Source organism: Streptomyces sp. NPDC059452 (assembly GCF_042750035.1).
GTDB lineage: Bacteria > Actinomycetota > Actinomycetes > Streptomycetales > Streptomycetaceae > Streptomyces.
Genome location: NZ_JBHYVE010000027.1, coordinates 37,327 through 59,749, shown reverse-complemented (window position 1 = coordinate 59,749; position 22,423 = coordinate 37,327). Strand labels below are relative to the sequence as shown.

The 22,423-nt window shown below is 69.9% G+C and carries 27 protein-coding genes and 1 pseudogene; 12 read left to right on the top strand and 16 right to left on the bottom strand.

What is annotated here, in order from left to right; genetic code table 11:
• Positions 1–57 precede the first annotated feature (57 nt).
• Together ACFW9Z_RS29105 and ACFW9Z_RS29100 are read right to left on the bottom strand one after the other, a co-directional pair.
• Positions 58–1,317 (bottom strand): RNA polymerase sigma factor, encoded by a 1,260-nt coding sequence (locus tag ACFW9Z_RS29105; protein WP_384645547.1) that lies wholly within the window; start codon positions 1,315–1,317, stop codon positions 58–60.
• Positions 1,318–1,322: 5 nt separating this feature from the next.
• A complete protein-coding gene (locus tag ACFW9Z_RS29100; RefSeq protein WP_015610760.1) occupies positions 1,323–1,673 on the bottom strand; it encodes a YciI family protein in 351 nt (116 codons plus the stop codon).
• A gap of 112 nt (positions 1,674–1,785) precedes the next feature.
• Between ACFW9Z_RS29100 and ACFW9Z_RS29095 the strand changes: the two are divergent.
• Positions 1,786–2,407, top strand: a pseudogene (locus ACFW9Z_RS29095) (transposase); the annotation flags it as partial.
• Positions 2,404–2,721, top strand: a complete 318-nt coding sequence (locus ACFW9Z_RS29090; RefSeq protein ID WP_384645546.1) for a hypothetical protein — start codon at positions 2,404–2,406, stop codon at positions 2,719–2,721. The pseudogene ACFW9Z_RS29095 and the gene ACFW9Z_RS29090, both read left to right, overlap by 4 nt.
• A 150-nt stretch (positions 2,722–2,871) precedes the next feature.
• On the opposite strand, the gene ACFW9Z_RS29085 is transcribed toward ACFW9Z_RS29090, so the two are convergent.
• Together ACFW9Z_RS29085 and ACFW9Z_RS29080 are read right to left on the bottom strand one after the other, a co-directional pair.
• Positions 2,872–3,558: a hypothetical protein gene (locus tag ACFW9Z_RS29085; RefSeq protein WP_384645545.1), complete on the bottom strand. Its 687-nt coding sequence runs from the start codon at positions 3,556–3,558 to the stop codon at positions 2,872–2,874.
• The gene (locus tag ACFW9Z_RS29080; RefSeq protein WP_384645544.1) at positions 3,551–4,072 is read right to left on the bottom strand and encodes a SigE family RNA polymerase sigma factor; all 522 of its coding nucleotides are present in this window, start codon (positions 4,070–4,072) and stop codon (positions 3,551–3,553) included. Before ACFW9Z_RS29080 ends, ACFW9Z_RS29085 begins: the two co-directional genes overlap by 8 nt.
• A 202-nt stretch (positions 4,073–4,274) precedes the next feature.
• On the opposite strand from ACFW9Z_RS29080, the gene ACFW9Z_RS29075 reads away from it, so the two are divergent.
• From ACFW9Z_RS29075 to ACFW9Z_RS29035, 9 genes are all read left to right on the top strand, one after another.
• Entirely contained in the window at positions 4,275–4,946 is a 672-nt protein-coding gene (locus ACFW9Z_RS29075) for an RNA polymerase sigma factor (RefSeq protein WP_384645543.1), read from the top strand.
• On the top strand, positions 4,934–5,956 hold the full coding sequence (locus ACFW9Z_RS29070; RefSeq protein ID WP_384645542.1) for a CU044_5270 family protein: 1,023 nt from the start codon (positions 4,934–4,936) through the stop codon (positions 5,954–5,956). The genes ACFW9Z_RS29075 and ACFW9Z_RS29070 overlap by 13 nt, the downstream gene beginning before the upstream one ends.
• Before the next feature lie 212 nt (positions 5,957–6,168).
• Positions 6,169–7,164: a type I pantothenate kinase gene (gene coaA, locus ACFW9Z_RS29065; RefSeq protein ID WP_384645541.1), complete on the top strand. Its 996-nt coding sequence runs from the start codon at positions 6,169–6,171 to the stop codon at positions 7,162–7,164.
• A 191-nt stretch (positions 7,165–7,355) separates the two neighbouring features.
• Complete coding sequence (locus ACFW9Z_RS29060) at positions 7,356–7,595, top strand: hypothetical protein (protein WP_384645540.1); 240 nt, start codon at positions 7,356–7,358, stop codon at positions 7,593–7,595.
• Between the two features lie 40 nt (positions 7,596–7,635).
• Positions 7,636–8,097 carry a DUF6879 family protein gene (locus ACFW9Z_RS29055; RefSeq protein ID WP_384645596.1) on the top strand — a complete coding sequence of 154 codons (462 nt, stop codon included), beginning with the start codon at positions 7,636–7,638 and terminating at the stop codon, positions 8,095–8,097.
• Positions 8,098–8,122: 25 nt separating this feature from the next.
• Positions 8,123–8,989 carry a helix-turn-helix domain-containing protein gene (locus ACFW9Z_RS29050; RefSeq protein ID WP_384645539.1) on the top strand — a complete coding sequence of 289 codons (867 nt, stop codon included), beginning with the start codon at positions 8,123–8,125 and terminating at the stop codon, positions 8,987–8,989.
• 251 nt (positions 8,990–9,240) lie between these two features.
• On the top strand, positions 9,241–9,495 hold the full coding sequence (locus ACFW9Z_RS29045; protein WP_384645537.1) for a DUF397 domain-containing protein: 255 nt from the start codon (positions 9,241–9,243) through the stop codon (positions 9,493–9,495).
• A 172-nt stretch (positions 9,496–9,667) separates the two neighbouring features.
• The gene (locus ACFW9Z_RS29040) at positions 9,668–10,072 is read left to right on the top strand and encodes a hypothetical protein (RefSeq protein WP_384645536.1); all 405 of its coding nucleotides are present in this window, start codon (positions 9,668–9,670) and stop codon (positions 10,070–10,072) included.
• Positions 10,073–10,084: 12 nt separating this feature from the next.
• Positions 10,085–10,990: a JmjC domain-containing protein gene (locus ACFW9Z_RS29035; protein WP_384645534.1), complete on the top strand. Its 906-nt coding sequence runs from the start codon at positions 10,085–10,087 to the stop codon at positions 10,988–10,990.
• 97 nt (positions 10,991–11,087) lie between these two features.
• Here the strand turns inward: ACFW9Z_RS29035 and glmM are convergent, their stop codons facing one another.
• The 4 genes from glmM to ACFW9Z_RS29015 all read right to left on the bottom strand — a co-directional run bounded on the left by glmM (position 11,088) and on the right by ACFW9Z_RS29015 (position 15,846).
• Positions 11,088–12,446: a phosphoglucosamine mutase gene (gene glmM / locus ACFW9Z_RS29030; RefSeq protein WP_384645533.1), complete on the bottom strand. Its 1,359-nt coding sequence runs from the start codon at positions 12,444–12,446 to the stop codon at positions 11,088–11,090.
• Positions 12,447–12,698: 252 nt separating this feature from the next.
• Entirely contained in the window at positions 12,699–13,226 is a 528-nt protein-coding gene (rpsI, locus tag ACFW9Z_RS29025) for a 30S ribosomal protein S9 (protein ID WP_010058767.1), read from the bottom strand.
• 44 nt (positions 13,227–13,270) lie between these two features.
• Positions 13,271–13,714, bottom strand: a complete 444-nt coding sequence (rplM, locus tag ACFW9Z_RS29020) for a 50S ribosomal protein L13 (protein ID WP_384645532.1) — start codon at positions 13,712–13,714, stop codon at positions 13,271–13,273.
• Between the two features lie 512 nt (positions 13,715–14,226).
• Positions 14,227–15,846 (bottom strand): ABC-F family ATP-binding cassette domain-containing protein, encoded by a 1,620-nt coding sequence (locus ACFW9Z_RS29015; protein WP_384645531.1) that lies wholly within the window; start codon positions 15,844–15,846, stop codon positions 14,227–14,229.
• A 90-nt stretch (positions 15,847–15,936) separates the two neighbouring features.
• On the opposite strand from ACFW9Z_RS29015, the gene ACFW9Z_RS29010 reads away from it, so the two are divergent.
• Positions 15,937–16,785 carry a hypothetical protein gene (locus ACFW9Z_RS29010; RefSeq protein ID WP_384645530.1) on the top strand — a complete coding sequence of 283 codons (849 nt, stop codon included), beginning with the start codon at positions 15,937–15,939 and terminating at the stop codon, positions 16,783–16,785.
• A 122-nt stretch (positions 16,786–16,907) separates the two neighbouring features.
• Here ACFW9Z_RS29010 and truA read toward each other — a convergent pair whose 3' ends face one another.
• The 8 genes from truA to map all read right to left on the bottom strand — a co-directional run bounded on the left by truA (position 16,908) and on the right by map (position 22,224).
• Complete coding sequence (gene truA, locus ACFW9Z_RS29005; protein ID WP_384645529.1) at positions 16,908–17,762, bottom strand: tRNA pseudouridine(38-40) synthase TruA; 855 nt, start codon at positions 17,760–17,762, stop codon at positions 16,908–16,910.
• A 102-nt stretch (positions 17,763–17,864) separates the two neighbouring features.
• Positions 17,865–18,383: a 50S ribosomal protein L17 gene (rplQ, locus tag ACFW9Z_RS29000; protein WP_384645528.1), complete on the bottom strand. Its 519-nt coding sequence runs from the start codon at positions 18,381–18,383 to the stop codon at positions 17,865–17,867.
• A 187-nt stretch (positions 18,384–18,570) separates the two neighbouring features.
• Entirely contained in the window at positions 18,571–19,593 is a 1,023-nt protein-coding gene (locus ACFW9Z_RS28995; protein WP_003966937.1) for a DNA-directed RNA polymerase subunit alpha, read from the bottom strand.
• A 139-nt stretch (positions 19,594–19,732) separates the two neighbouring features.
• Positions 19,733–20,137, bottom strand: a complete 405-nt coding sequence (gene rpsK / locus ACFW9Z_RS28990) for a 30S ribosomal protein S11 (protein WP_003956432.1) — start codon at positions 20,135–20,137, stop codon at positions 19,733–19,735.
• Positions 20,138–20,241: 104 nt separating this feature from the next.
• Positions 20,242–20,622, bottom strand: coding sequence for a 30S ribosomal protein S13 (gene rpsM / locus ACFW9Z_RS28985; RefSeq protein ID WP_018510587.1), 381 nt, complete (start codon positions 20,620–20,622; stop codon positions 20,242–20,244).
• A gap of 196 nt (positions 20,623–20,818) precedes the next feature.
• Positions 20,819–20,932, bottom strand: coding sequence for a 50S ribosomal protein L36 (gene rpmJ, locus ACFW9Z_RS28980; protein WP_003956441.1), 114 nt, complete (start codon positions 20,930–20,932; stop codon positions 20,819–20,821).
• 60 nt (positions 20,933–20,992) lie between these two features.
• Positions 20,993–21,214, bottom strand: coding sequence for a translation initiation factor IF-1 (gene infA / locus ACFW9Z_RS28975; RefSeq protein WP_003956442.1), 222 nt, complete (start codon positions 21,212–21,214; stop codon positions 20,993–20,995).
• 173 nt (positions 21,215–21,387) lie between these two features.
• Complete coding sequence (map, locus tag ACFW9Z_RS28970) at positions 21,388–22,224, bottom strand: type I methionyl aminopeptidase (protein ID WP_384645527.1); 837 nt, start codon at positions 22,222–22,224, stop codon at positions 21,388–21,390.
• Positions 22,225–22,423: the final 199 nt, after the last annotated feature.

Sequence of the window (22,423 nt, the reverse complement as noted above, 5' to 3'; positions counted from 1 at the left end):
ACGGCCTCGTGGGACCACGCAGACGTGAAGTAACCCCCTGAGGGAGGGGCAGAAGGCTCACCCTCCCTCCCCCAGCTTCCGCCGCAGCGCGTCCCTCTCCGGCTCGGTGCCCGCCAGCTCCAGCGCCTCCCGGTACGCCGCGGCGGCCTCCCCCTCCCGCCCCAGGCGGCTGAGCAGATCGCCGCGCGCCACCGCGTACGGCTGGTACGCGCGCAGCCTCGGCTCCCCCGCCAGCGCGTCCAGCAGCGCCAGCCCCTCCCCCGGCCCGTCCCGCATCGCCACCGCCACTGCGCGGTTCACCGCGACCACGGGGGACGGGGTGAGGGTGAGCAGCACGTCGTACAGGGCCACGATCTGCGCCCAGTCCGTGGACGCCACGTCCGCCGCCTCGTCGTGCAGGGCGGCGATGGCGGCCTGCACCCCGTACGGCCCGGCGGGCCCCCCGGTCAGCGCCGCCACCACCAGCGCCCGCCCCTCCTCGATCATCGCCCGGTCCCAGAGCCCCCGGTCCTGGTCCTCCAGGAGCACCGGCTCCCCGCCCGGACCGGTCCGCGCCCCACGTCGGGCATGGACGAGGAGGAGCAGCGCGAGGAGCCCGGCGCTCTCGCGTTCGGCGGGGAGCAGGCGGCGCAGGATCCGGGCCAGCCGGATCGCCTCCTCGGCCAGGTCCAGCCGCTGGAGACGGGGGCCGGAGCTGGCCGCGTACCCCTCGGTGAAGACCGAGTAGACGACCTGGAGCACCCCGGGCAGCCGCTCGGGCAGCTCGTCGGGTCCGGGCACCCGGAACGGGATCCGGGCCTCGCGGATCTTCTTCTTGGCCCGCACGATCCGCTGGGCCATGGTCGCGGTCGGTACGAGGAAGGCCCGCGCCACCTCGGGGGTGGTGAGCCCGGCGAGGCAGCGCAGGGTGAGGGCGGTACGGTCCTCGGCGGCGAGGGCGGGGTGGGCGCAGGTGAAGAACAACTGAAGCCGCTCGTCCGGCAGTTCACCCAGCTCAGCCGGTACGGTGACGGCCTCGGCCCGTTCCGCGTCGGCCTGAAGAACGGCGAGCCGGGCCGCGTACGCCTGGTCCCGCCGCAACCGGTCGACGGCCTTGCGCCGCGCGGTCGTCAGCAGCCAGGCCCCGGGCCGGGCGGGAACCCCCTCGGCCGGCCAGTGCCGCAGGGCCGCCTCGACGGCCTCGGAGGTCACTTCCTCGGCCAGATCAAGATCCCCGAACCGCCGCACGAGGGAGGCCAGCAAAAGCCCCCGCTCCTCCCGGAACACCGCCTCAACAGCGACCTGAGCCTCCCCGGGAGACACACCCTCCTCCGCCACCGCTCTCAGCCCCCGAAGTCCGCGACCGGCCGCACGACGACCGAGCCCCCGTCCCGCGCCCCGGGACACCGGGCGGCCCAGTCGAGAGCGGTGTCCAGGTCCGGTACGTCGATGACGAGGAACCCGCCCAGCAGCTCCCGCGTCTCCGCGAACGGCCCGTCCGTCACGGTCCGCTCCCCGGCGGGCGAGACCCGCACGGTGGTGGCGGTCACCAGGTCGGCCAGCGACTCCCCGGAGACGAGGATCCCCGCGTCGCGTACGTCCTTGTCGTAGGCCATCCAGTCCTCGACGGTGCACTGCGGCGCACCGCCCTGCTCGTCGACGGCCCCGCTGTGGATCAGCAGCATGTACTTCATGGTCCGACTCCTGTCACCGATGTGTCGCGCCCGCCGTACGGGCCGCCTTACACGATGACGACGAACGGACCGGTCCCCGATCGACACGCCGCCCGAAATTTCTTCCGGACCTCAAGGAATCGGCCGGCTCCGTTCGGACCGGGTAATGCGGCGTGCGACACCCTCGCGCGCAGAGTTCCACCTGACCAATCCCAAGGGCGGCCGGCCGCCCAAGCACGGCGGCGAGTTCGTATTCGGCGACCGCGCAGGCATGGGACCGGCTGCACCCGCGGCTGACCCGCCGGGCCGCATGGCTCGACCACGACGGCCCGCTGCCGCTCATCGAGGGGACCGTCATCCGCCTGGTCGTTCAGAAGCTGCCCAGCGGCGGGGTCAACAAGCCGGTCTGGCTGTGGTGGTCCGGCACCGGCGCCACCACACTGGATGTCGACCGCTGCTGGCAGTCCTTCCTTCGCCGCTTCGACATCGAGCACACATTCCGCCTGTTCAAGCAGACCCCCGGCTGGACCAAGCCCCGACTCCGCAGCTCCGAAGCGGCCGACCGGTGGACCTGGCTCGCGATCGCTGCCTACGCCCAGCTCCGACACGACGTCGGGCGAGTCCTCGCCACCGGCGAGGCGTTCAGCCGTCCCGCCCACCACAAAGTCGGCGCCAAGCCCCGCCGCGGGGCACCTGAAGTCCCGTCCCGCCCGCCTGAAACGTCAGAAAGCCGACCAGGTTGGATGGCTCCATGACGAGACAGAAGCGGGAGAAGGAGAGGCGGCCTCCCTTCGGCATGCCGAAGGACATCATCCTGCTCGCGACGCCGGAAGGCTGGCGCCACAGTGTCCTCACCATGGACGGCGGGATGCACTGCGGGCGCCTCGCCGACGTTTCGGTCAACGCCGACCCAGCCGAGGCACAGGCCGCCGCAGCGGCCATAGTGGTGGGACTCGCGCGCGACTTCCACGAAGCGCGGGTCGACGTGACCTGGAATCCGCCCCGGAAACCCGGGTCCTGGACCGCCCAGGTCACCGTTGCCGCGTCCCCGCCGAACGACTTTGGTTAAACAACAAGTTAAAGGCAAGTACTTAAAAGCTTTTACGTCGTGGCCGACCGGGACGCGGTCACCCTCATCCCGGCCCACCACATCCCCGCCCACCGCATCCCGGCCCACCGGGTCGTGGCCCACCGGGTCGCGGCAGCCGAGGGGGCCCGGTCAGTCGTTCACGTCCGCCGGGAGCAGTTGCGTCTCCTGCACGGCGACCCACGCCCCCCAGGACTTCACGGTGACGACGAGTTGCGCGGCCGTCTGCCGGGTCACCCCGGAGTACTCGGCGTCCGCCGTCCCCTTGGCCCCCTCGGCCCGGTCCACCCCGCAGTTGACGAGCGTCGAGTCCAGTCGGCTCACGGCCTCGGCGGCTGCGGCCGGGGTCGCGTACTCGGAGACGCGGTAGCGGGCGCGTGCGCCGTCCTTGCCCACGTACCTCTGGGTGAACTGCTGCTCGGGCTCGGCCGCGCCACCGGCCCGCACCTCGCACGCGGCGTCCAGGCCCGCCTGCGGCAGGGGGGCGTTCTCGGCCTCGTCGTCGGTCTCCGTATGGACGGTCCTCCAGCGCAGGACCTCGTGGCCGGGCAGCTCCGAGGGGTCCGGGGTCTCCACCACCCCGTCGGACAGGAACGGGTTCGGGCCCGGGGCGGCCACCTCCGTACGGTCCGCCCCCTTCTCCTGCGGCAGGACCAGGCCCGCCCACACACCGAAGCCCAGCGACCCGGCGGCCACCACCGCCACCGCCGCCACGGCCGTCCGTTGCCTGGCCCGGCGGCGCTCGCCGCGGGCGCGGACCGCCGCGGCCGGGGCCAGCCGTACGGGGGCGTCGGTCAGGAGTTCCTCGATGTCAGCCATGCCGGGCCATCCCCTCGTCGTCGTACGTGTCGATGTGCGCGAGCCGTTCGCCGAGCTGCTTGCGGGCGCGGCTGAGCCGGGTCCGTACCGCGCCGCTGGTGGAACCCGTCTCGCGGGCCACCTCCTCCACCGGCAGGTCGAGCAGGTGGTGCAGCACGACCGCCCGCCGCTGGTCCGCGCTCAGCTCCCGCAGGGCCGCCACCAGCGCGGCCCGGTCGCCGGAGCGGCCGGACGGTCCCGGGTCGTCCGGGGCGGGCCCGTGGCGCAGCTGGGCGCGGAGCCGGTTGCGGGCGCGGCGCCAGGCGCTGACCGCGAGCCGGGACGCGACGGTCCGCACCCACGGGAGCGGGTCGCCCTCGCGGGTCAGCCGGTCCCAGCGCTGCCAGGCCCGTGCGTACGCCTCCTGGACCGCGTCCTCGGCCTCCCCCAGGTCGCCGGTCATCGCGTAGACCGTGGCGACCAGGCGTCTGGCCGTCGCCGCGTAGAAGGCGTCGAACTCAGCTTCCGTCGACATCCTGTTCCTGTCCCTGCCTGTGGTCGTTTGTTGTGATCGTTCGTTGTGGTCGTTTGTTGGGTCGTTGCCGCTTCTCTGCTGCTTCCTGTCATAGACACGCCCCGGCGGCCCGCGATGTTACAAGCGGGCGTGAACCTTTCCGGCCCCTGCGGACAACAGGGGTGACCGACACACCCACCGACCGACCAACCCTGGAGGCGCAGTGCCCGGACCACCTCCGGCCCGCCCCGACACCCAAGGCGACGGCAGAGAGGACAGCGAGGACAGAGGCGGCAGGGACGACGCCGACGTCATCACGCGGTCCCTCGCCGAGCCCGAGCTCTTCGCCGGGCTCTACGACCGGCACGCCCCGGACATCCACCGCTACGTGGCCCGCCGGCTCGGGGAGGGCCCGGCGGACGACATCACGGCGGAGACGTTCCTCATCGCGTTCCGCACCCGCGACCGCTACGACACCGCCCACCGGCTGGCCCGGCCCTGGCTGTACGGCATCGCCGCCAACCTGATCGGCAAGCACCGGCGTACCGAGGTACGGGCGCTGAAGGCCCTGGCCCGTACGGGACACGACCCCGTCGCCGCGTCCTGGAGCGACCGGGCCGACGACCGGATCGCCGTCCAGGCGCCGCTGGCAGGGGCGCTCGCGGCGCTCTCGCCCGGGGACCGCCACGTCCTGCTGCTCGTCGCCTGGGCCGACCTCGGCTACCAGGAGGTGGCCGAGGCGCTGCGGATACCGCTCGGCACCGTGCGGTCCCGGCTGAACCGGGCCCGCCGCAAGGTCCGCGAGGCCCTGAGCACCGATCCCGCGTTCACCTCGGCACTCGACCCGTCGCCCGCCCCGGCCGGACAGGAGCTGAACCCGTCATGGACGAAATGACCCGGCTGCGCGAGCTGCGCGCCGATGCCCCCGTGCCCGGCCGCGCCGACCTCGCCCCCGGCCGCAGGCGCCTCACCGACGCCATCGCGGGCCGGGGCGCAAGCCGTACCTCCGCCGTGAGGGCGGGGCTGGGGCGACGGCTGCGGGACTGGCGGATCGCCTCGCTCGGTGCCGTGGTGGCGGTCACCGCGGCGGCCCTCGTCATCACCCAGGTCGTCGACACGTCCCCGCCCGAGGAGACGGCCCCGGCGACCGTCGTGGGCGACCTCGACCTGTCCGGCCCGGCCGCCGTGCTGAACCGGGCCGCCGACCACCTGGAGCGGCAGAAGGTCCCGCCGGAACCGCGCCCCGACCAGTGGATCTACACCCGTGTCGTGGACGGCGCCTCCGAGAACGCGGAGGCGGTGAAGGAGCTCCAGGAGGCGGGCGTCGACGTGCCTCCGGGGTTCAGCCCGGACCGGTGGGTCCCGTACGAGGACACGTTCGCGGAGAACGACACGTCCGACACCGACTACCGGTCCGCCCGTGAGTCCTACCGGATCGCCACCGGGCTGCCGGAGGCCCCCGGGGCGCTGCTCGCGGAGCTGCGCAGGATCTTCCCCACCGGCAGCGGACCCGACGGGCCCCCCGAGGCAGAGGACGAGCACAGCTTCCGCGTCCTGTCCGTGCTGCTGGAGTCGTACCCGATCCCGCCGGACGCGCTCGCCCGGATCTACCGGGCCATGGCCACGGTGAAGGGCGTGGAGGTCACCGACCACCTGATCCGGGACGCCTCCGGCCGCGAGGTCATCGCGATCACCCGCGACCGCGACGAGGGCGACACCCGGCACGAGATCCTCATCGACCCGGTGGGGTACGGCTACGCGGGCGAACGCTCCGTCGTCACCAGGACGCACACCGTGCGTGGGGACAGCGGCGCCCCGGACGTCGTCCAGAAGCGCGGCGACGTCCTGATGGACCTGGCCCGCACCCACGCCGCCGTGGTCGACGCCAAGGGCCGGAAGCCCTGACCGTACGGCGCCGAAAGCCCTGGCCACAGGGCCGGGAGCTCCGACCGCAGGGCAGGAAAACCCGGCCGCACGACCGCACGGCCGCACGACCGGCCCGGTGTCCGGCACAGGGGAGCGGACACCGGGCCCACCGCGGCCCCCCGGGCACGGAACCGACACCCACGTGACCGACCCCACCCCCCACTCCGTTAAAACTCCCGCAACAATGAAGGGTGATCACATCGCCCGCACGGAGCCCTCAGCGTCGCACCGAGCATGCGCCGACCCCTTACGTCGACCTCTCGCGCGACGAGTGGAGCGCCCTGCGGGACAAGACGCCGCTGCCGCTGACCGCCAACGAGGTGGAGCGGCTGCGGGGGCTCGGGGACGTCATCGACCTGGACGAGGTGCGGGACGTCTACCTGCCGCTCTCCCGGCTCCTCAACCTGTACGTCCAGGCCACCTCCGGCCTGCGCGGCGCGCTGAACACCTTCCTCGGGGACGCCGGGAACGGGCACGGGGAACAGCGCGGCACCCCGTTCGTCATAGGGGTGGCGGGCAGTGTCGCCGTCGGCAAGTCCACCAGCGCCCGCATCCTCCAGGCCCTGCTGGCCCGCTGGCCCGAGCACCCGCGCGTGGAGCTGGTGACCACGGACGGGTTCCTGCTGCCGATGAAGGAGCTCCGGGCGCGCGGGCTGACCTCGCGCAAAGGGTTCCCGGAGTCCTACGACCGGCGGGCGCTGACCCGGTTCGTCGCGGACATCAAGGCGGGCAAGGACGAGGTGACCGCCCCCGTCTACTCCCACCTCATCTACGACATCGTCCCCGGCGAACGGCTCACCGTGCGCCGCCCGGACATCCTCATCGTGGAGGGGCTCAACGTCCTCCAGCCCGCGCTGCCCGGCAAGGACGGCCGGACGCGGGTCGGGCTCGCCGACTACTTCGACTTCAGCGTGTACGTGGACGCGCGCGCCGAGGACATCGAGACCTGGTACCTGAGCCGCTTCCGCAAGCTGCGCGACACGGCGTTCCAGGACCCGTCCTCGTACTTCCGCAAGTACACCCAGGTCTCCGAGGAAGAGGCGCTGGAGTACGCGCGCACCATGTGGCGGACCATCAACAAGCCGAACCTGCTGGAGAACGTGGCCCCGACACGCGGCCGCGCCACCCTGGTCCTCCGCAAGGGCCCGGACCACAAGGTCCAACGGCTCTCCCTGCGCAAGCTCTGACCGTTCGGCCCCGGGGAGGAGGACCGGCCGCGTACTGCATCTGCGCATCGTCGTGCCCGCCGGGACCACCGAACGAGGTCATCACCCTCCTGGGTTGTTTCAGCCGGTAGTAATCAAGAAGCAGCGCACCGGCCTCAGTTCGGTGCAAGCTGAAGACGGAGATCGCCAACCCAGCGATGATGGAGGTCGTCATGGCCCTGCATGTGCTCGGTAAGGACCCCGACAGCCCGGAAGGCAAGAGCGCGACGGTCTACTACGACGACGTACGGCACAGGTACTTGGTTCAGGGCCTCAAGGTTCTGGACCAAGAGCGCCTTGACCAGTTGGATCTGCCTGACCACGAAGGAGTCGTGGAGATTCCGACGTACATGGCGCAATTCTTCCGGGGGGTGGCTGGCAGTGGTGACGGAACCGGAGCCGACGTTCATTGAGCTGTTCAGGCTCGCGAAACGGTCTGCCGTGCATCTGGAGATGCGCGACGGGTACATGAGGTCCGATCCTCGGTTCATCGCGTGGCAGAAGGACCCCGGCAGCGTGTCTCCCGAGGACGACGGGGACCAGAGTGCCTGGCGCGAACTCATGCGCGAGATCACCAGCCGAGGAGTGGAGGTTCGGAGGGCGAGGATCATCTCCGAACCCGTCTCCGACTACATCCGTTTTGAGTACCATCTGACGGCGGACGGCAACGTCAGCGGGGAACACACTCGGTGGCTGCCTCGCCGAAAGGCGTCGGATCTAGCGCTCCCGGGGAACGACTTCTGGTTGTTCGACGGCGAGTTGGTGGTCTTCCTCCACTTCACCGGGGACGGGGAGTTGTCTCCGGAAGGTGACGAGGAGCGGACCCGGGAGCCGGGCCTGGTCAGGCTCTGCTCGCATGCCTTCGAGAGCGTGTGGGAGCGAGGCATCCCGCACGAGGAGTACGCCCCGTCCTGATCAGCTAGTCCAACTGGTGCAACCCGTGTCCCCGTCGACAGAAGCGCAGCACGCGGCCGAGAACGTCGCCCACGCGAAGAAGGCTCTCGGCGCGCGAATGCGTGACCTGAGGAAGCGGGCCGGCCTCACTGCACGCGAGCTGGCGGCGGGGGCCGGGTGGCACGAATCGAAGTGCAGCCGCATCCAGAGCGGTACCACCACACCCTCGGACCACGACATCCGGGTCTGGGCGTATCTCTGCGGTGCGGAGGATCAGATCACCGACCTGATCGCAGCAGCGCGCATGGTCGAGGGCATGTACGTCGAGTGGAAGCGCCTGGAACGCGGCGGCATCGAGCACGTTCAGGACTCGGTCAGGCCCCTCTTCGAACGTACCCGCCGATTCCGCTTCTACCAGTCCTGGGTCGTACCCGGGCTGCTCCAGACCGAGGACTACACCCGTGCGGTGCTCCAGACGGTCGTTTCGCTCCGTGATGCTCCGGGCGAGATCGAAGAAGCCGTCGCCATCCGGATGGAACGCCAGAAGGTGCTTCAGTCCGGACGCCAGAGCTTCGCCATGCTCGTCGAGGAGTGGGTGCTGCACACGGTGCTGGGAGACGGAGAGGTCTTGGCCGGGCAGCTCAGGCAGCTCCTGACGAGCGCCTTCCAGCCAGCCGTGAGCTTCGGCGTGATTCCGATGCGCCGCCCCCGCGGAGTCGGCTGGCCGACCGAGTCCTTCGCCATCTACGACGAGGACCGGGTTGCCGTGGAGCTTGTCTCCGGCAGCCTCACGGTGACGCAGCCCCATGAGGTACAGGACTACGTCACGACGTACGCCGAGCTGTCCCGGCTGGCCGTCGTAGGCGGCCAGGCACGAGACCTGATCATCTCAGCGATCAAGGCGCTCGGGTGAATCCATGCAAGTTCGCAGAAGGCTCTTGAGCCCTGTTGCCGGCGAGGCCGATGCTCTGAGGCGTCCCACCTCGGGCTGAGCCATGCGGAGCGATGATCATGAGCGACACGGTGGGACCCCGTGCGGCCTGGTGGCTGCACGGCAGAGCAAGTGAAGACCCTCGCGGACTGGATCAAGACCTACAACTCCTGACCATGCCCCGCAGACGGTCGTTCCACGGCGCGGAGAACGGGTCTCCGCACGGTCCTTGCATGAGGAAGGTCTACTCCATGACCCGCAACGGCATCTACTCGCTCCCGGTCGACGAGGGCGCGTTCGAGAACTTCTGCGGCGGCAACCTCCAGGGCGAGCACGAGTCCTGCGTCGAGATCAGCGACCTCGGCAGCGGGGCCTTCGCCGTCCGAGGCAACAAGCCGGAGGACGTCGGCCGCGAGCTGCGCTTCAGCACGGAGGAGCTGGACGACTTCGCCCGAGGCTGGGTCGCGAAGCGCAGCCTCACCGCGTAGCCACAGTCCCTCCTTTCGCGCCGGGCCGCCCGTGTGGCGGCCCGGCCCCTCTCTCCGAAAGGCCACGATGAACTGGACTGGCCACTGGCACGGGTACGGCCCGTGGGTAGGTTCCGCCAAGGTGTACGGGGCGGAAGGAAGCCGCAGGCCCCCGCATCCCAACGGACCCCCGATGATCACGAGCCCCGAAGACAAGGGGCAGCAGCGGGCGCTCGACCGATATCGAGAGGCCGCCGCGGAGTTCCAGTCGGGCAACGTGCCGCCGACCATGACCGGCTACTGGCTCATGAAGAAGGACCACGCCGCCCACGAACGTACGTGGCGCGACGTCGAAGGCTCCTTGGCATGGCTGACCAGGATCTATGAGTCCAGCCCGCCCATGGAGCGGCCGGACGGGCTGAAGGCCTACAGCAGCCTCGACACCAAGGTCGAATATGCCGCGGACGTCCTGCCGCACGGTGTGGACGTGAGCTGGGTCTACTACACCCCGTCCGACAACTTGGTCTCCTACTCCGTCGTCTGCTGCCCGAACCGGTTTCACCCTGAGATCTCTTGCCCCCTGTCTCCACCCGCGTAAGGAGGTAGCGTCATGTCGCTGCGTCTCCTGCTCCCCGAGCAAGGCGTCACCGACCTGCTGGACACCTGGCCCGATGAGCCTCGTGTGTACGACCGACAGAGCCGTGCGCTGGAAAGTCGGATCAGCGCACGTCTCCTCTTCGAACACATGGCCACGGGCTGTCTCCCCTCGGAAGAGATCGCGGTCGTACGGGCCCCGAATCCGTCGCTGAACGCGAAAACGTACACGAAGGAGGAAGGCAGGACCGATGCCACAAAGCTGATGAGGCTGTACAACGGCGGCCACACGGTCAGGGTCGGCAACCTGCAACGAATCCTCCCGCCCATGGCCAGGATCTCTCAGAACATCCAGACCGAGACGGGCTACTCGAACTACGTACACGCCTTCATGACGCCGAGCGGGAACCAAGGGCTGCGCCACCACTGGGATCAGCAGATGGCGGTGATCGTCCAACTGGCCGGGGTCAAGCGCTGGGACCTGTGGAAGCCACCCGTAGAGGCGCCCATGCGGGAGCACAACGAGAGCTTCCGGGTCTGGTGTGAGGAGTACGTCCCCCAGTGGGAGGCGGCCGGCCCGGACATGCGCGTCGACCTCCTCCCTGGGCAGTCGTTGCTCCTGCCCCGCGGATGGGTACACAACCCGTACGTACCCGAGGGGTACGAGTCGAGCGTCCACCTCACCTTCGCCCTTCGCGAGCGGACACCGTTGTGGCTGGCGGAGAAGCTGGCGGCCGGGCTGATCCAGGACCCGAAGTTCCGTCGCGTCCTGCTGCCGACTCAGGTGGGGACCTCAGAGCTGGGTGAGCATCTGCGGGATGCCCGGGACCGCATGGTCACGTATCTGGAGGACCTGGACACGGGCGGGCTTGTGGAAGCCGTGCAGAAGGCGTCTCGGACGGATCTGGAGTACAGCTCCTGAGCATCCGGGGCGAAGCCTGAAAGGCGAAGCCCCCGGCGTGCGCGTGCGCGCCGGGGGCTTCCGTCCGTACACGGAGCACGGAGCACAGAGCGGCGGCTCAGCCCAGCGCCGACTTCACCACATCGGCCAGCCGGCCCGCGACCGCGCGCGCCTGCTCGATGTCGGCGGCCTCGACCATGACCCGTACCAGCGGCTCCGTACCCGACTGACGCAGCAGTACGCGACCGGTGGAGCCCAGCTCGCGCTCCGCCTCGGTCACCGCGGTGGCCAGTTCGGGCGAGGTGGTGACGCGGGACTTGTCGACGTCGGGCACGTTGATGAGCACCTGCGGCAGGCGCTGCATGACCCCGGCCAGCTCCGCGAGGCTCCGGCCGGTGGCGGCGACGCGGGCGGCCAGCATCAGGCCGGTCAGCGTGCCGTCGCCGGTCGTGGCGTGGTCCAGGACGATGACGTGGCCGGACTGCTCGCCGCCGAGCGCGAAGCCCTCGGCCTTCATCGACTCCAGGACGTAACGGTCACCGACGGCCGTCTGGACGAGCTGGATGCCCTCGCGCTCCATGGCGATCTTGAAGCCGAGGTTGGACATCACGGTGCCGACGACGGTGTCCTTGCGGAGCTGCCCGGCCTCCCGCATGGCGAGGGCCAGGACGGCCAGGATCTGGTCGCCGTCGACCTCCTCGCCCGCCGCGTCCACGGCCAGGCAGCGGTCGGCGTCGCCGTCGTGGGCGATGCCGAGGTCGGCACCGTGCTCGACGACGGCGGCGCGCAGGAGGTCCAGGTGGGTGGAGCCGCAGCCGTCGTTGATGTTGAGGCCGTCCGGCTCGGCGCCGATGGTGACGACCTCGGCCCCGGCCCGGGCGAACGCCTCGGGCGAGACCCGGGCGGCGGCGCCGTGCGCCTCGTCCAGGACGACCTTCAGCCCGTCGAGCCGGTTGGGGAGAACGCCGATGAGGTGGGCGACGTACCGGTCGAAGCCCTCGGTGTAGTCGGTGACCCGGCCCACGCCCGCGCCGGTCGGGCGGCTCCACGGCTCACCGGTGCGGTGCTGCTCGTAGACCGTCTCGATCCGGTCCTCCAGCTCGTCGGCCAGCTTGTGGCCGCCGCGCGCGAAGAACTTCACACCGTTGTCCGGCATGGCGTTGTGGCTGGCGGAGAGCATCACGCCGATGTCCGCGCCGAGCGAGCCGGTGAGGTACGCCACGGCCGGCGTCGGCAGCACGCCGACGCGCAGGACGTCCACGCCCGCGCTGGCCAGACCGGCCACGACGGCGGCCTCCAGGAACTCTCCGGATGCCCGGGGGTCACGGCCGACCACGGCGGTCGGGCGATGGCCCGCGAAGGTGCCCGCCTCGGCGAGTACGTGCGCCGCCGCGACCGAGAGCCCGAGCGCGAGCTCGGCCGTCAGATCCGCGTTGGCGACACCGCGCACTCCGTCCGTACCGAAGAGTCGTCCCACTGGTGTCCTCCGAGGTGCTCCGAAACCACAAAAAACCAAAGCAAAGCGAAACTAAACAACCACAACCACGAAAACAGCAAAATGGCCGGGCAGGCGGCATGGCGCAGCTCGTCAGCCTCATAAGAGAGGTACGCGCGTGCGGGCCGATGAACGTCTCATGCCGTTATACGCCTGCGGGGCCCGATAAACGAACGCCCCAGCAGCACGGAGTGTGCCGCCGGGGCGTACGTGTGATGCAGACGAGCAGGCGATTTAGCGCTTGCTGTACTGCGGCGCCTTACGGGCCTTCTTGAGACCGGCCTTCTTGCGCTCGACCGCGCGGTCGTCGCGGGAGAGGAAGCCGGCCTTCTTCAGCGTGGCGCGGTTGTTGTCCACGTCCGCCTCGTTCAGCGCGCGGGCCACGCCGAGGCGCAGGGCGCCGGCCTGACCGGAGACGCCGCCACCCGAGATACGGGCGATCACGTCGTAGCGGCCGTCGAGCTCAAGCACCTTGAAGGGCTCGTTGACTTCCTGCTGGTGCACCTTGTTGGGGAAGTAGTCCTCAAGGGTGCGACCGTTGATCTTCCACTTGCCGGTGCCCGGAACGATCCGGACGCGGGCGATGGCGTTCTTGCGACGGCCCAGGCCGGCCGCGGGCTGCGGGTCGCCGAAGCGGCCCGCGAGCGACTCGGAGGTGTACTCACCCTCGACGGGGACCTCCGACTCGAAGGTGGTCACCTCGGCGAAGGTCTCCTCGCCCTCGGTGCCCTCGACAGGGTTCTCAACAGTGGTCTCGGCCACGATGCTCCTCAGATCTTTCTGTATGTCTTAGGGGGTGGCCGGAACTACTGCGCGACCTGGGTGATCTCGAACGGGACCGGCTGCTGCGCAGCGTGCGGGTGCTGGTCGCCCGCGTAGACCTTGAGCTTCGAGAGCACCTGACGGCCCAGGGTGTTCTTGGGGATCATGCCCCTGATCGCCTTCTCGACGGCCTTCTCAGGGTTCTTCGAGAGCAGCTCGTCGTAGCGCACCGAGCGGAGACCGCCCGGGAAGCCCGAGTGGCGGTACGCCATCTTCTGGGTCTTCTTGTTACCCGACAGGTGAACCTTGTCGGCGTTGATGATGATGACGAAGTCGCCCATGTCCATGTGGGGGGCGTAGATCGCCTTGTGCTTGCCTCGGAGGAGGTTCGCAGCCGTGGTGGCCAGACGGCCCAGGACGATGTCCTGAGCGTCGATGATGTGCCACTGGCGCGTCACATCTCCGGGCTTGGGGCTGTACGTACGCACTTCGTAGCCTTCGCTTCTTCAGTGGATGAGGTCCAGACAACACATGGCACCCCTGAAGCGATCATGCAGCTGGGGCTCACACTGCCGGGACGCTGCCCGTATGCGAGCCACTGGTAACTGCTCCAGAGAACCTACGTAAGGGCTTCTCGTACGAAAACGACGAAGCCGATACGCATAACAAACCTCGACACTACCCGCCCCGCCCCGGACGGGTCAAAACGGTCCCGCACCCCCAGCCCCGCAGCCGCACGGTCCAGCCTCGCCGCACACCTTCAGCCCGGCTGGCGCTTGAGGCGATCTCCTCACCCCCGCCTCACGCCCCCAGCCCCGCCGGCGCTTGAGGCGACCTTTCCAGCCCCGCCGGCGCTTGAGGCGGTCTTTTCAGCCCCGCCGGCGTTTGAGGCGCGGAGGCCCGGGGGCAGCGCCCCCGCAACGGCGCCGCACGGCCCCCCGCACCGCACCCCCACGGCCCCGGCCGCCACCACCCCCACCCCCGCCGCCGACCGCCAAGGTCACCGCGCTCGCTGCACCCGCCGCTCGTCCCACACCGGCTCCGACGTCTCCCGTACGACCCCGTCCGAGCCGAAGACCAGATACCGGTCGAAGGACTTCGCGAACCACCGGTCGTGCGTGACGGCCATCACCGTGCCGTCGTACACCTCCAGCCCGTCCTGCAACGCCTCCGCCGACTCCAGGTCCAGGTTGTCCGTCGGCTCGTCCAGCAGCAGCGCCGTCGTCCCCGCCAGCTCCAGCAGCAGGATCTGGAACCGCGCCTGCTGCCCACCCGACAGCCGCTCGAACGCCTGGTCCCCCTGCCGCTCCAGCTCGTACCGCCGCAGCACCCCCATCGCCCCGCCCCGGTCCTTGGCGTGCTCGGACCAGAGGATCTCCACCAGGGTCTTCCCCAGGAGCTCCGGGTGCGCGTGCGTCTGGGCGAAGTGCCCCGGCACGACCCGCGCCCCCAGCTTCCACTCCCCCGTGTGCGCCACCGGCTCCCCCGCCAGCAGCCGCAGGAAGTGCGACTTGCCGGACCCGTTGGAGCCGAGGACGGCCACCCGCTCCCCGTAATAGATCTCCAGGTCGAACGGCTTCATCAGCCCGGTCAGCTCCAGCCCCTCGCAGGTCACCGCCCGCACCCCGGTCCGCCCGCCGCGCAGCCGCATCCGGATGTCCTGCTCGCGCGGCGGCTCCGGCGGCGGGCCCGCCTCCTCGAACTTCTTGAAGCGGGTCTGCATCGCGTGGTAGCGGTTGGCCATGTCGGGGCTGTTCGCCGCCTGCTGCCGCATCCGCAGGACGAGCGCCTTCAGCCGGGCGTGCTCCTCCTGCCACCGCCGCAGCAGCTCCTCGAACCGCGCGAACCGCTCCTTGCGCGCCTGGTGGTACGTGGCGAAGCCGCCACCGTGCACCCACACATCGCTGCCCGCCGCGCTCGGCTCCACGCTGACGATCTTCTCGGCGGCCCTCGACAGCAGCTCCCGGTCGTGGGAGACGAAGAGGACCGTCTTACGGGTCTCCTTCAGCTTCTCCTCCAGCCACCGCTTCCCGGGGACGTCCAGATAGTTGTCCGGCTCGTCCAGGAGCAGCACCTCGTCGGGCCCGCGCAGCAGCGCCTCCAGCACCAGCCGCTTCTGCTCACCGCCACTGAGCGTGCGCACCTCACGCCACTGCGCCTTCTCGTACGGGACACCCAGCGCCGCCGTCGTACACATGTCCCAGACCGTCTCGGCCTCGTACCCGCGCGCCTCGGCCCAGTCGCTCAGCGCCTGCGCGTACGCCATCTGCGCGGCCTCGTCGTCGACGGTGAGAATGCGTTCCTCGGCCGCGTCGACGGCCTTCGCGGCCTCCCTGATCCGGGGCTGGGCCACGGACACCAGCAGGTCACGCACCGTACGCTCGTCCCGCACCGAGCCCACGAACTGCGGCATCACACCGAGCCCGCCGCTCACCGAGACCGTGCCGCCGTGCGGCTGGAGCTCACCGGCGAGGAGGCGCAGCAGGGTCGTCTTGCCCGCCCCGTTCGCCCCGACGAGGGCGACGACGGCCCCGTCGGCCACCCGGAACGAGGCGTCGCCGAGCAGCACCCGTCCGTCCGGCAGGTAGTACTCCAGGTGGCCTGCTTCTAGATGTCCCATACAGAGCATTGTCACGGCCCGCGAGGCCCTGGCCCAACCGGTTTACGACCGCCGGTCCTCCCCTCGAACGGAACGCTCTAGGATTCGCGCATGAGTTCATGGCAAGGGGGGCCCTCCTGGGGGCCAGGGGACAACGGGACTCCGGACTGGGCGGCGCTCGCCGAGGAGTCCGCCGCGCGCGCCCGCCGCAAGCGGTGGCTGATGATCGGCGGCGGGGTGCTGGCCACCGCGCTGGTCGGCGCGATCGTGGCCACCGCCGTGGTCAGCACGGGGGGCGGCAAGAGCGACCCGGGCAGCAGCGCGAGCAAGCTGCCCGCCCCGGCCGACCTCCCGGAGGACACCTCCGCGCCCGAGCCCTCCTTCTCCTCGGTGGCCCCGCCGCCCCCGCCGGACCCGAAGGAGTACATAGCCAGCGCGGCCAAGGACAAGGCGCCGATCACCGTCGACGGCTTCTTCCCCGGCGAGAAGCTCGCCATGGGCGACCGCATCCACCTCAAGGGCGCGACGAACCGCGTCACCAACTGCGCGAACGCCACCCAGGGCGCCCTCGGCGCGGTCCTCGCCGACAACGGCTGCGAGCAGCTCATCCGCGCGACCTACCGCAAGGACGGGGTCGCCGTCACCGTCGGCATCGCGGTCTTCGACACCCAGGCCCGCGCGGAGAAGGCGGTCGACCAGGCGTCGGGCGGCATCGCCTCCCTCGAAGGCGCGGGCGTACCCACCTTCTGCCGCGGCGGTACGGTCTGCCGACGGACCGCCAACTCCTACGGCCGGTACGCCTACTTCACCGTCGGCGGCTTCACCGACGGCACCCGCGTCACCGCCCAGGACAAGAACGTCTTCGCGGTCGGCGACGACCTGACGAACTTCGTCTTCCGCCAGATCCACCAGCGCGGCCGGCTCCAGGCCTCACAGGCGGCCGCGGAACCGGACGCGTAAAGCCTCCGCCACGCAAGCCTCAGCAGCAACCCGCACCAGCAGCGTCCTGACGTACTCAACACCCCGCCGCCAAGAGCACCTTGACGCCACAGCGGCACCCTGCCCCGGTCCGTCCCGACGCCTCAGCAGCACCCCGCCCCCGGCAACGTCCTGACGTTACGGGCCTCCTCGGCCCGAGCGACCAGCAACTCGTCCGCCGGGTACGCCACTTCCTCCAGCGTCAGCCCGTGCGGCCGCACCACGTGCACCGCCGGGTCGCGCACCTTCGCGGCCAGCACCTCGGCGGGCCAGGCCGCCGGGCGCCGACCGTCACCGACGAACAACGCCGCCCCGATCAGCGCCCGCACCATGTTGTGGCAGAAGGCGTCCGCCTGCACGGTCGCGGTGAGGACCCCGGAAGCCGGATCCCGTACCCAACTCAGCTTCTGGAGCGTACGGATGGTGGTGGCGCCCTCGCGCTTCTTGCAGTACGCGGCGAAGTCGTGCTCGCCCACCATCAGCGCGGCCGCCTCGTTCATCGCGTCCAGGTCCAACGGCCGGTCATGCCACAGCACATGACCGCGCGTCAGCGGGTCCACCCCGCCGGGCCGGTCGCCGACCCGGTAGGCGTAACGCCTCCAGAGCGCGGAGAAACGGGCGTTGAACCCGGCCGGGGCGGGGGCCGCGCGCCAGATCCGTACATCCTGCGGAAGCCTGCCCGCCAGCCGCCGCAGCAGCTTCTCCTCGTGCTCGGCCCACACCGCCTCCGGCATGTCCACATGGGCCACCTGCCCCCGTGCGTGCACCCCGGCGTCCGTGCGGCCCGCCACCGTCAGGTCGTACGTCACGGCCGACCGCGTCACGGTCCGCAGCGCATCCTCGATCTCGCCCTGCACCGTGCGCCGGCTGGTCTGCTTCGCCCAGCCGGAGAAGTCCTTGCCGTCGTAGGACAGGTCCAGCCGCACCCGTACGAAACCGGGCTCCGCCTCGTCACTCACCGCGTCATCCTCTCCACACCCCTGGTCCACACCCTGGTCAGCAGAACGGGCCCGCACCGCCCCGAAGGGAGATGCGGGCCCGTCCCGTGGTCGTCAGAACGCTCAGGCGTCCTTGGACTCCTCGTCGGCCTTCTCGACCGGCTTGGCGTCCTCGACGGCCTCGGTGGACTCGGCCGCGGGGGCCTCGTCCTTCTTGAGGGCGTCTTCCTTGACCGCACGCTTCGTCGCGGCCTCGGCCTCACCGGTGGCCTGCTGGGCCACGGTCAGCGCCTCGACCAGCTCGATGACCGCCATCGGGGCGTTGTCGCCACGACGGTTGCCGATCTTGGTGATACGGGTGTAACCACCGGGGCGGTTCTCGTATCGGGGGGCGATCTCGGTGAAGAGCGTGTGGACGACGCTCTTGTCCGTGATCGTCTGCAGCACCAGGCGACGGTTGTGGATGTCGCCCTTCTTCGCCTTGGTGACGAGGCGCTCGGCGACGGGGCGCAGGCGGCGGGCCTTGGCCTCGGTCGTCGTGATGCGGCCGTGCTCGAACAGCGACTTCGCCAGGTTGGCGAGGAGCAGACGCTCGTGCGCGGCGCTGCCGCCCAGACGGGCACCCTTTGCGGGACGCGGCATGGTGATTCTCCTTGTGTGCTGCACCGGCCGTATCAGGTACCGGTGTCAGTTCCCGCGAGGCGGACGCCTCACGGAAGTCGTAGCTGCCGGACATCGGCCAAAATCAAGCCCGTCCGGCGATTGAGGACAGAGCCTCGGCCCCGGCCCGGGGCACCCTCACATCAGGGCACCCCGGCCGGAAGGCGGCTCAGTACTGCTCGGTCTCCACGAAACCGGCGTCCGCGTCGTCGTCGGCGCCGAAGGCGTCGGCGGCGGCGGTCGGGTCGAAGCCGGGAGGCGAGTCCTTCAGCGCGAGGCCCATACCGGCCAGCTTCGCCTTGACCTCGTCGATCGACTTGGCGCCGAAGTTGCGGATGTCGAGCAGGTCGGCCTCGGAACGCGCCACGAGCTCACCCACGGAGTGGATGCCCTCGCGCTTGAGGCAGTTGTACGAACGGACCGTGAGCTCCAGCTCCTCGATCGGCAGCGCCAGATCGGCGGCGAGCGCGGCGTCCGTCGGGGACGGGCCCATGTCGATGCCCTCGGCGTCGATGTTGAGCTCGCGCGCCAGACCGAACAGCTCGACCAGGGTCTTACCGGCCGACGCCATGGCGTCACGGGGACGCATGGCCTGCTTGGTCTCGACGTCGACGATCAGCTTGTCGAAGTCGGTGCGCTGCTCGACACGGGTCGCCTCGACCTTGTACGTGACCTTGAGCACCGGCGAGTAGATGGAGTCGACCGGGATCCGGCCGATCTCCTGGCCCACCTGCTTGTTCTGGACGGCGGAGACGTAGCCGCGACCGCGCTCGACGGTCAGCTCCATCTCCAGCTTGCCCTTGCCGTTCAGCGTGGCGAGGACGAGGTCGGGGTTGTGCACCTCGACACCGGCCGGGGGCGCGATGTCGGCGGCGGTGACCAGACCCGGGCCCTGCTTGCGCAGGTACATCACGACGGGCTCGTCGTGCTCCGAGGAGACGACCAGCTGCTTGATGTTGAGGATGAGGTCGGTGACGTCCTCCTTGACGCCCGGCACGGTGGTGAACTCGTGCAGGACCCCGTCGATCCGGATGCTGGTGACAGCGGCACCGGGGATCGAGGAGAGGAGGGTACGGCGCAGGGAGTTGCCGAGGGTGTAGCCGAAGCCCGGCTCCAGCGGCTCGATCACGAACCGGGAGCGGAATTCGTCGACGACCTCTTCGGTCAGCGACGGACGCTGAGCGATAAGCATGGGGAGAGTCCTTCAGTCGTGGGCACCCACTATTTGATGCCCGACAGATGCAACAAGGGTACGGGCGGTACGCCCCGAATGAGGCGTACCGCCCGGACCCGGACGCTACTGACGCGCGGCCGTCACCGGCCGCGACGGATCAGACGCGGCGACGCTTCGGCGGACGGCAGCCGTTGTGCGGCGTCGGGGTGACGTCCTGGATCGAACCGACCTCAAGGCCCGTGGCCTGGAGGGAGCGGATCGCGGTCTCACGGCCGGAGCCGGGACCCTTGACGAAGACGTCGACCTTGCGCATGCCGTGCTCCTGCGCGCGGCGGGCGGCCGACTCGGCGGCCATCTGCGCGGCGAAGGGGGTGGACTTGCGCGAGCCCTTGAAGCCGACGTGGCCGGCGGAGGCCCAGGAGATCACGTTGCCCGAGGGGTCCGTGATCGAGACGATGGTGTTGTTGAACGTGCTCTTGATGTGCGCGTGGCCGTGAGCGACGTTCTTCTTTTCCTTGCGACGCACCTTCTTGGCTGCGCCCTGACGACCCTTGGGGGGCATGTCTTGACTCCAGATGGAGAGGGGAGGTGATCGGTCCTACAGCGAAGACCGCTGGTTGCTGCGCCGGTCCGGAGATCCGGTCGGCACAGTGCGTCCGCTGAGGACTACTTCTTGCCCGGCTTCTTCTTACCGGCGATGGCGCGACGCGGGCCCTTGCGGGTACGCGCGTTCGTGCTGGTGCGCTGACCGTGGACCGGCAGACCGCGGCGGTGACGAATGCCCTGGTAGCAGCCGATCTCGATCTTGCGGCGGATGTCACCCTGGACCTCACGGCGGAGGTCACCCTCGGTGCGGAGGTTGGCGTCCACGTACTCGCGGATCTTGACCAGGTCCTCTTCGGCCAGGTCACGAACGCGGGTGTTCGGGTTCACGCCGGTGGAGGCGAGGATCTCCTTGGACCGGGTGCGCCCGATACCGAAGACGTAGGTGAGGGCAACCTCCACGCGCTTTTCGCGCGGGATGTCAACACCTGAAACGCGTGCCATTCAATGGCTCCAGTTGTTATTTCGGGGGTCTTCCACAGAACCACTCCCGACCGCCGACCCCTCGCTGGGAGAGGTGGTACGCCCGGGTCTCCGGCCCCCGCCGGAGGTGTCGTCAGCCGTGGCTTGGACGGGCTCTGCGTATGTACGTGATTACGTGCGTCGCGCGAAGAACTGCGAGATGCAGGGGGGTCGTGCGTCAGCCCTGGCGCTGCTTGTGGCGCAGGTTGTCGCAGATGACCATGACCCGACCGTGACGGCGGATCACCTTGCACTTGTCGCAGATCTTCTTGACGCTCGGCTTGACCTTCATGGGATGTCAGGTTCTCCGGGTCAGTGCCATCACCGCGCCGAAACGGGGTGCGGGCAAGATCTACTTGTAGCGGTAGACGATCCGGCCACGCGTCAGGTCGTACGGAGAGAGCTCCACCACGACCCGGTCATCCGGGAGGATACGGATGTAGTGCATCCGCATCTTGCCGCTGATGTGCGCCAGGACCTTGTGACCGTTCTGGAGCTCCACCTTGAACATTGCGTTCGGGAGGGACTCGATCACGGTGCCCTCAATCTCGATGGCACCTTGCTTCTTGGCCACGCTTCGCCTTTCGAATCGGCTACCTTGATCGGCTCTCGCGATCCCGTGTCTTACCTGCGGACACACGGATGCACCAGAGCCGACGAGTCAGTCTACGTCAGCGGACTCCAAAAGACGAATCCGTCAAGTTTGCCCACTGCTGATGATCCTTAGACCTTCCGCGAGCGGACGGGTCACCCCAGCGGGTCCGGCGCGGCCGTGATTCCGTACTCCGCGAGCTTCGCCCGGCCGCAGTCCGGGGCGGTCAGGACCAGCGGTCCCTGCTCCGTCAGGGCGATGGAGTGCTCCCAGTGCGAGGACCAGGTGCCGTCCGTCGTCAGGACCGTCCAGTCGTCGCTGAGGGTCTCCGTCCGCGCCGTACCGAGCGAGACCATGGGCTCGATCGCCAGGCAGACACCGGGGACCAGCTTGATGCCCTTGCCGCGCTTGCGGGAGACGTAGTTCAGCAGGTGCGGGTCCATGTGCATCTCGGAGCCGATGCCGTGGCCGCCGAAGTCCTCGATGATCCCGTACTTGCCGGTGGCCGGGCGGGGCTGCCGGCGGATGTAGGACTCGATCGCCCGGGAGATGTCGACGAGGCGGTTGTTCACCTTCATCGCGGCGATCCCGGCCCACATCGACTCCTCGGTCACCCGGGAGAGCTCGACCAGCTCCGGAGCGTGACCGCTGCCCACGAAGGCGGTGTACGCGGCGTCGCCGTGCCAGCCGTCCACGATGGCCCCGGCGTCGATCGAGATGATGTCGCCGTCCTTGAGGACCGTCTTGTCGTCCGGGATGCCGTGGACGACGACCTCGTTGACCGAGGTGCAGATGGTCGCGGGGAACCCGCCGTAACCGAGGAAGTTCGACTTCGCCCCGTGGTCGGCGATCACCTTGCGGGCGACCTGGTCCAGGTCCTTCGTGGTGGCGCCGGGCACCGCGGCCTCACGGGTGGCCGCGTGAATGGCAGCGACCACCAGCCCCGCCTCGCGCATCTTCGCGATCTGCTCGGGGGTCTTGATCTGCACCATTGCTCGGCGCCTCTCTGCATCGTCGGTGACAAGTGACGGGTCCGCCGCGCGGCCGTACCCAACGATACGGGCGCAAACAGTCGGCCGCGGGGCCCGGGGGGGGCGCGGCCGGCGGTAGAGCGGGGGGGGGGGGGGGGGGGAGTGCTGGTGGGGGGGCGTGTTATAAGGCCGCCAGGGGGGCGGGGGGAACACGGGGAGC

What these genes read in the sequence shown, in the direction of transcription:
- ACFW9Z_RS29085 (WP_384645545.1), bottom strand. Translation starts at nt 3,558, where the DNA reads ATGGCTGACATCGAGGAACTCCTGACCGACGCCCCCGTACGGCTGGCC.
- map (WP_384645527.1), bottom strand. Translation starts at nt 22,224, where the DNA reads ATGGTGCAGATCAAGACCCCCGAGCAGATCGCGAAGATGCGCGAGGCG.
- rpmJ (WP_003956441.1), bottom strand. Translation starts at nt 20,932, where the DNA reads ATGAAGGTCAAGCCGAGCGTCAAGAAGATCTGCGACAAGTGCAAGGTG.
- rplQ (WP_384645528.1), bottom strand. Translation starts at nt 18,383, where the DNA reads ATGCCGCGTCCCGCAAAGGGTGCCCGTCTGGGCGGCAGCGCCGCGCAC.
- rpsK (WP_003956432.1), bottom strand. Translation starts at nt 20,137, where the DNA reads ATGCCCCCCAAGGGTCGTCAGGGCGCAGCCAAGAAGGTGCGTCGCAAG.
- ACFW9Z_RS29070 (WP_384645542.1), top strand. Translation starts at nt 4,934, where the DNA reads ATGGACGAAATGACCCGGCTGCGCGAGCTGCGCGCCGATGCCCCCGTG.
- ACFW9Z_RS29040 (WP_384645536.1), top strand. Translation starts at nt 9,668, where the DNA reads ATGATCACGAGCCCCGAAGACAAGGGGCAGCAGCGGGCGCTCGACCGA.
- ACFW9Z_RS28995 (WP_003966937.1), bottom strand. Translation starts at nt 19,593, where the DNA reads ATGCTTATCGCTCAGCGTCCGTCGCTGACCGAAGAGGTCGTCGACGAA.
- ACFW9Z_RS29055 (WP_384645596.1), top strand. Translation starts at nt 7,636, where the DNA reads ATGCGCGACGGGTACATGAGGTCCGATCCTCGGTTCATCGCGTGGCAG.
- ACFW9Z_RS29010 (WP_384645530.1), top strand. Translation starts at nt 15,937, where the DNA reads ATGAGTTCATGGCAAGGGGGGCCCTCCTGGGGGCCAGGGGACAACGGG.
- rpsM (WP_018510587.1), bottom strand. Translation starts at nt 20,622, where the DNA reads ATGGCACGCGTTTCAGGTGTTGACATCCCGCGCGAAAAGCGCGTGGAG.
- ACFW9Z_RS29045 (WP_384645537.1), top strand. Translation starts at nt 9,241, where the DNA reads ATGAGGAAGGTCTACTCCATGACCCGCAACGGCATCTACTCGCTCCCG.
- ACFW9Z_RS29060 (WP_384645540.1), top strand. Translation starts at nt 7,356, where the DNA reads ATGGCCCTGCATGTGCTCGGTAAGGACCCCGACAGCCCGGAAGGCAAG.
- ACFW9Z_RS29100 (WP_015610760.1), bottom strand. Translation starts at nt 1,673, where the DNA reads ATGAAGTACATGCTGCTGATCCACAGCGGGGCCGTCGACGAGCAGGGC.
- ACFW9Z_RS29015 (WP_384645531.1), bottom strand. Translation starts at nt 15,846, where the DNA reads ATGGGACATCTAGAAGCAGGCCACCTGGAGTACTACCTGCCGGACGGA.
- ACFW9Z_RS29035 (WP_384645534.1), top strand. Translation starts at nt 10,085, where the DNA reads ATGTCGCTGCGTCTCCTGCTCCCCGAGCAAGGCGTCACCGACCTGCTG.
- ACFW9Z_RS29080 (WP_384645544.1), bottom strand. Translation starts at nt 4,072, where the DNA reads ATGTCGACGGAAGCTGAGTTCGACGCCTTCTACGCGGCGACGGCCAGA.
- ACFW9Z_RS29090 (WP_384645546.1), top strand. Translation starts at nt 2,404, where the DNA reads ATGACGAGACAGAAGCGGGAGAAGGAGAGGCGGCCTCCCTTCGGCATG.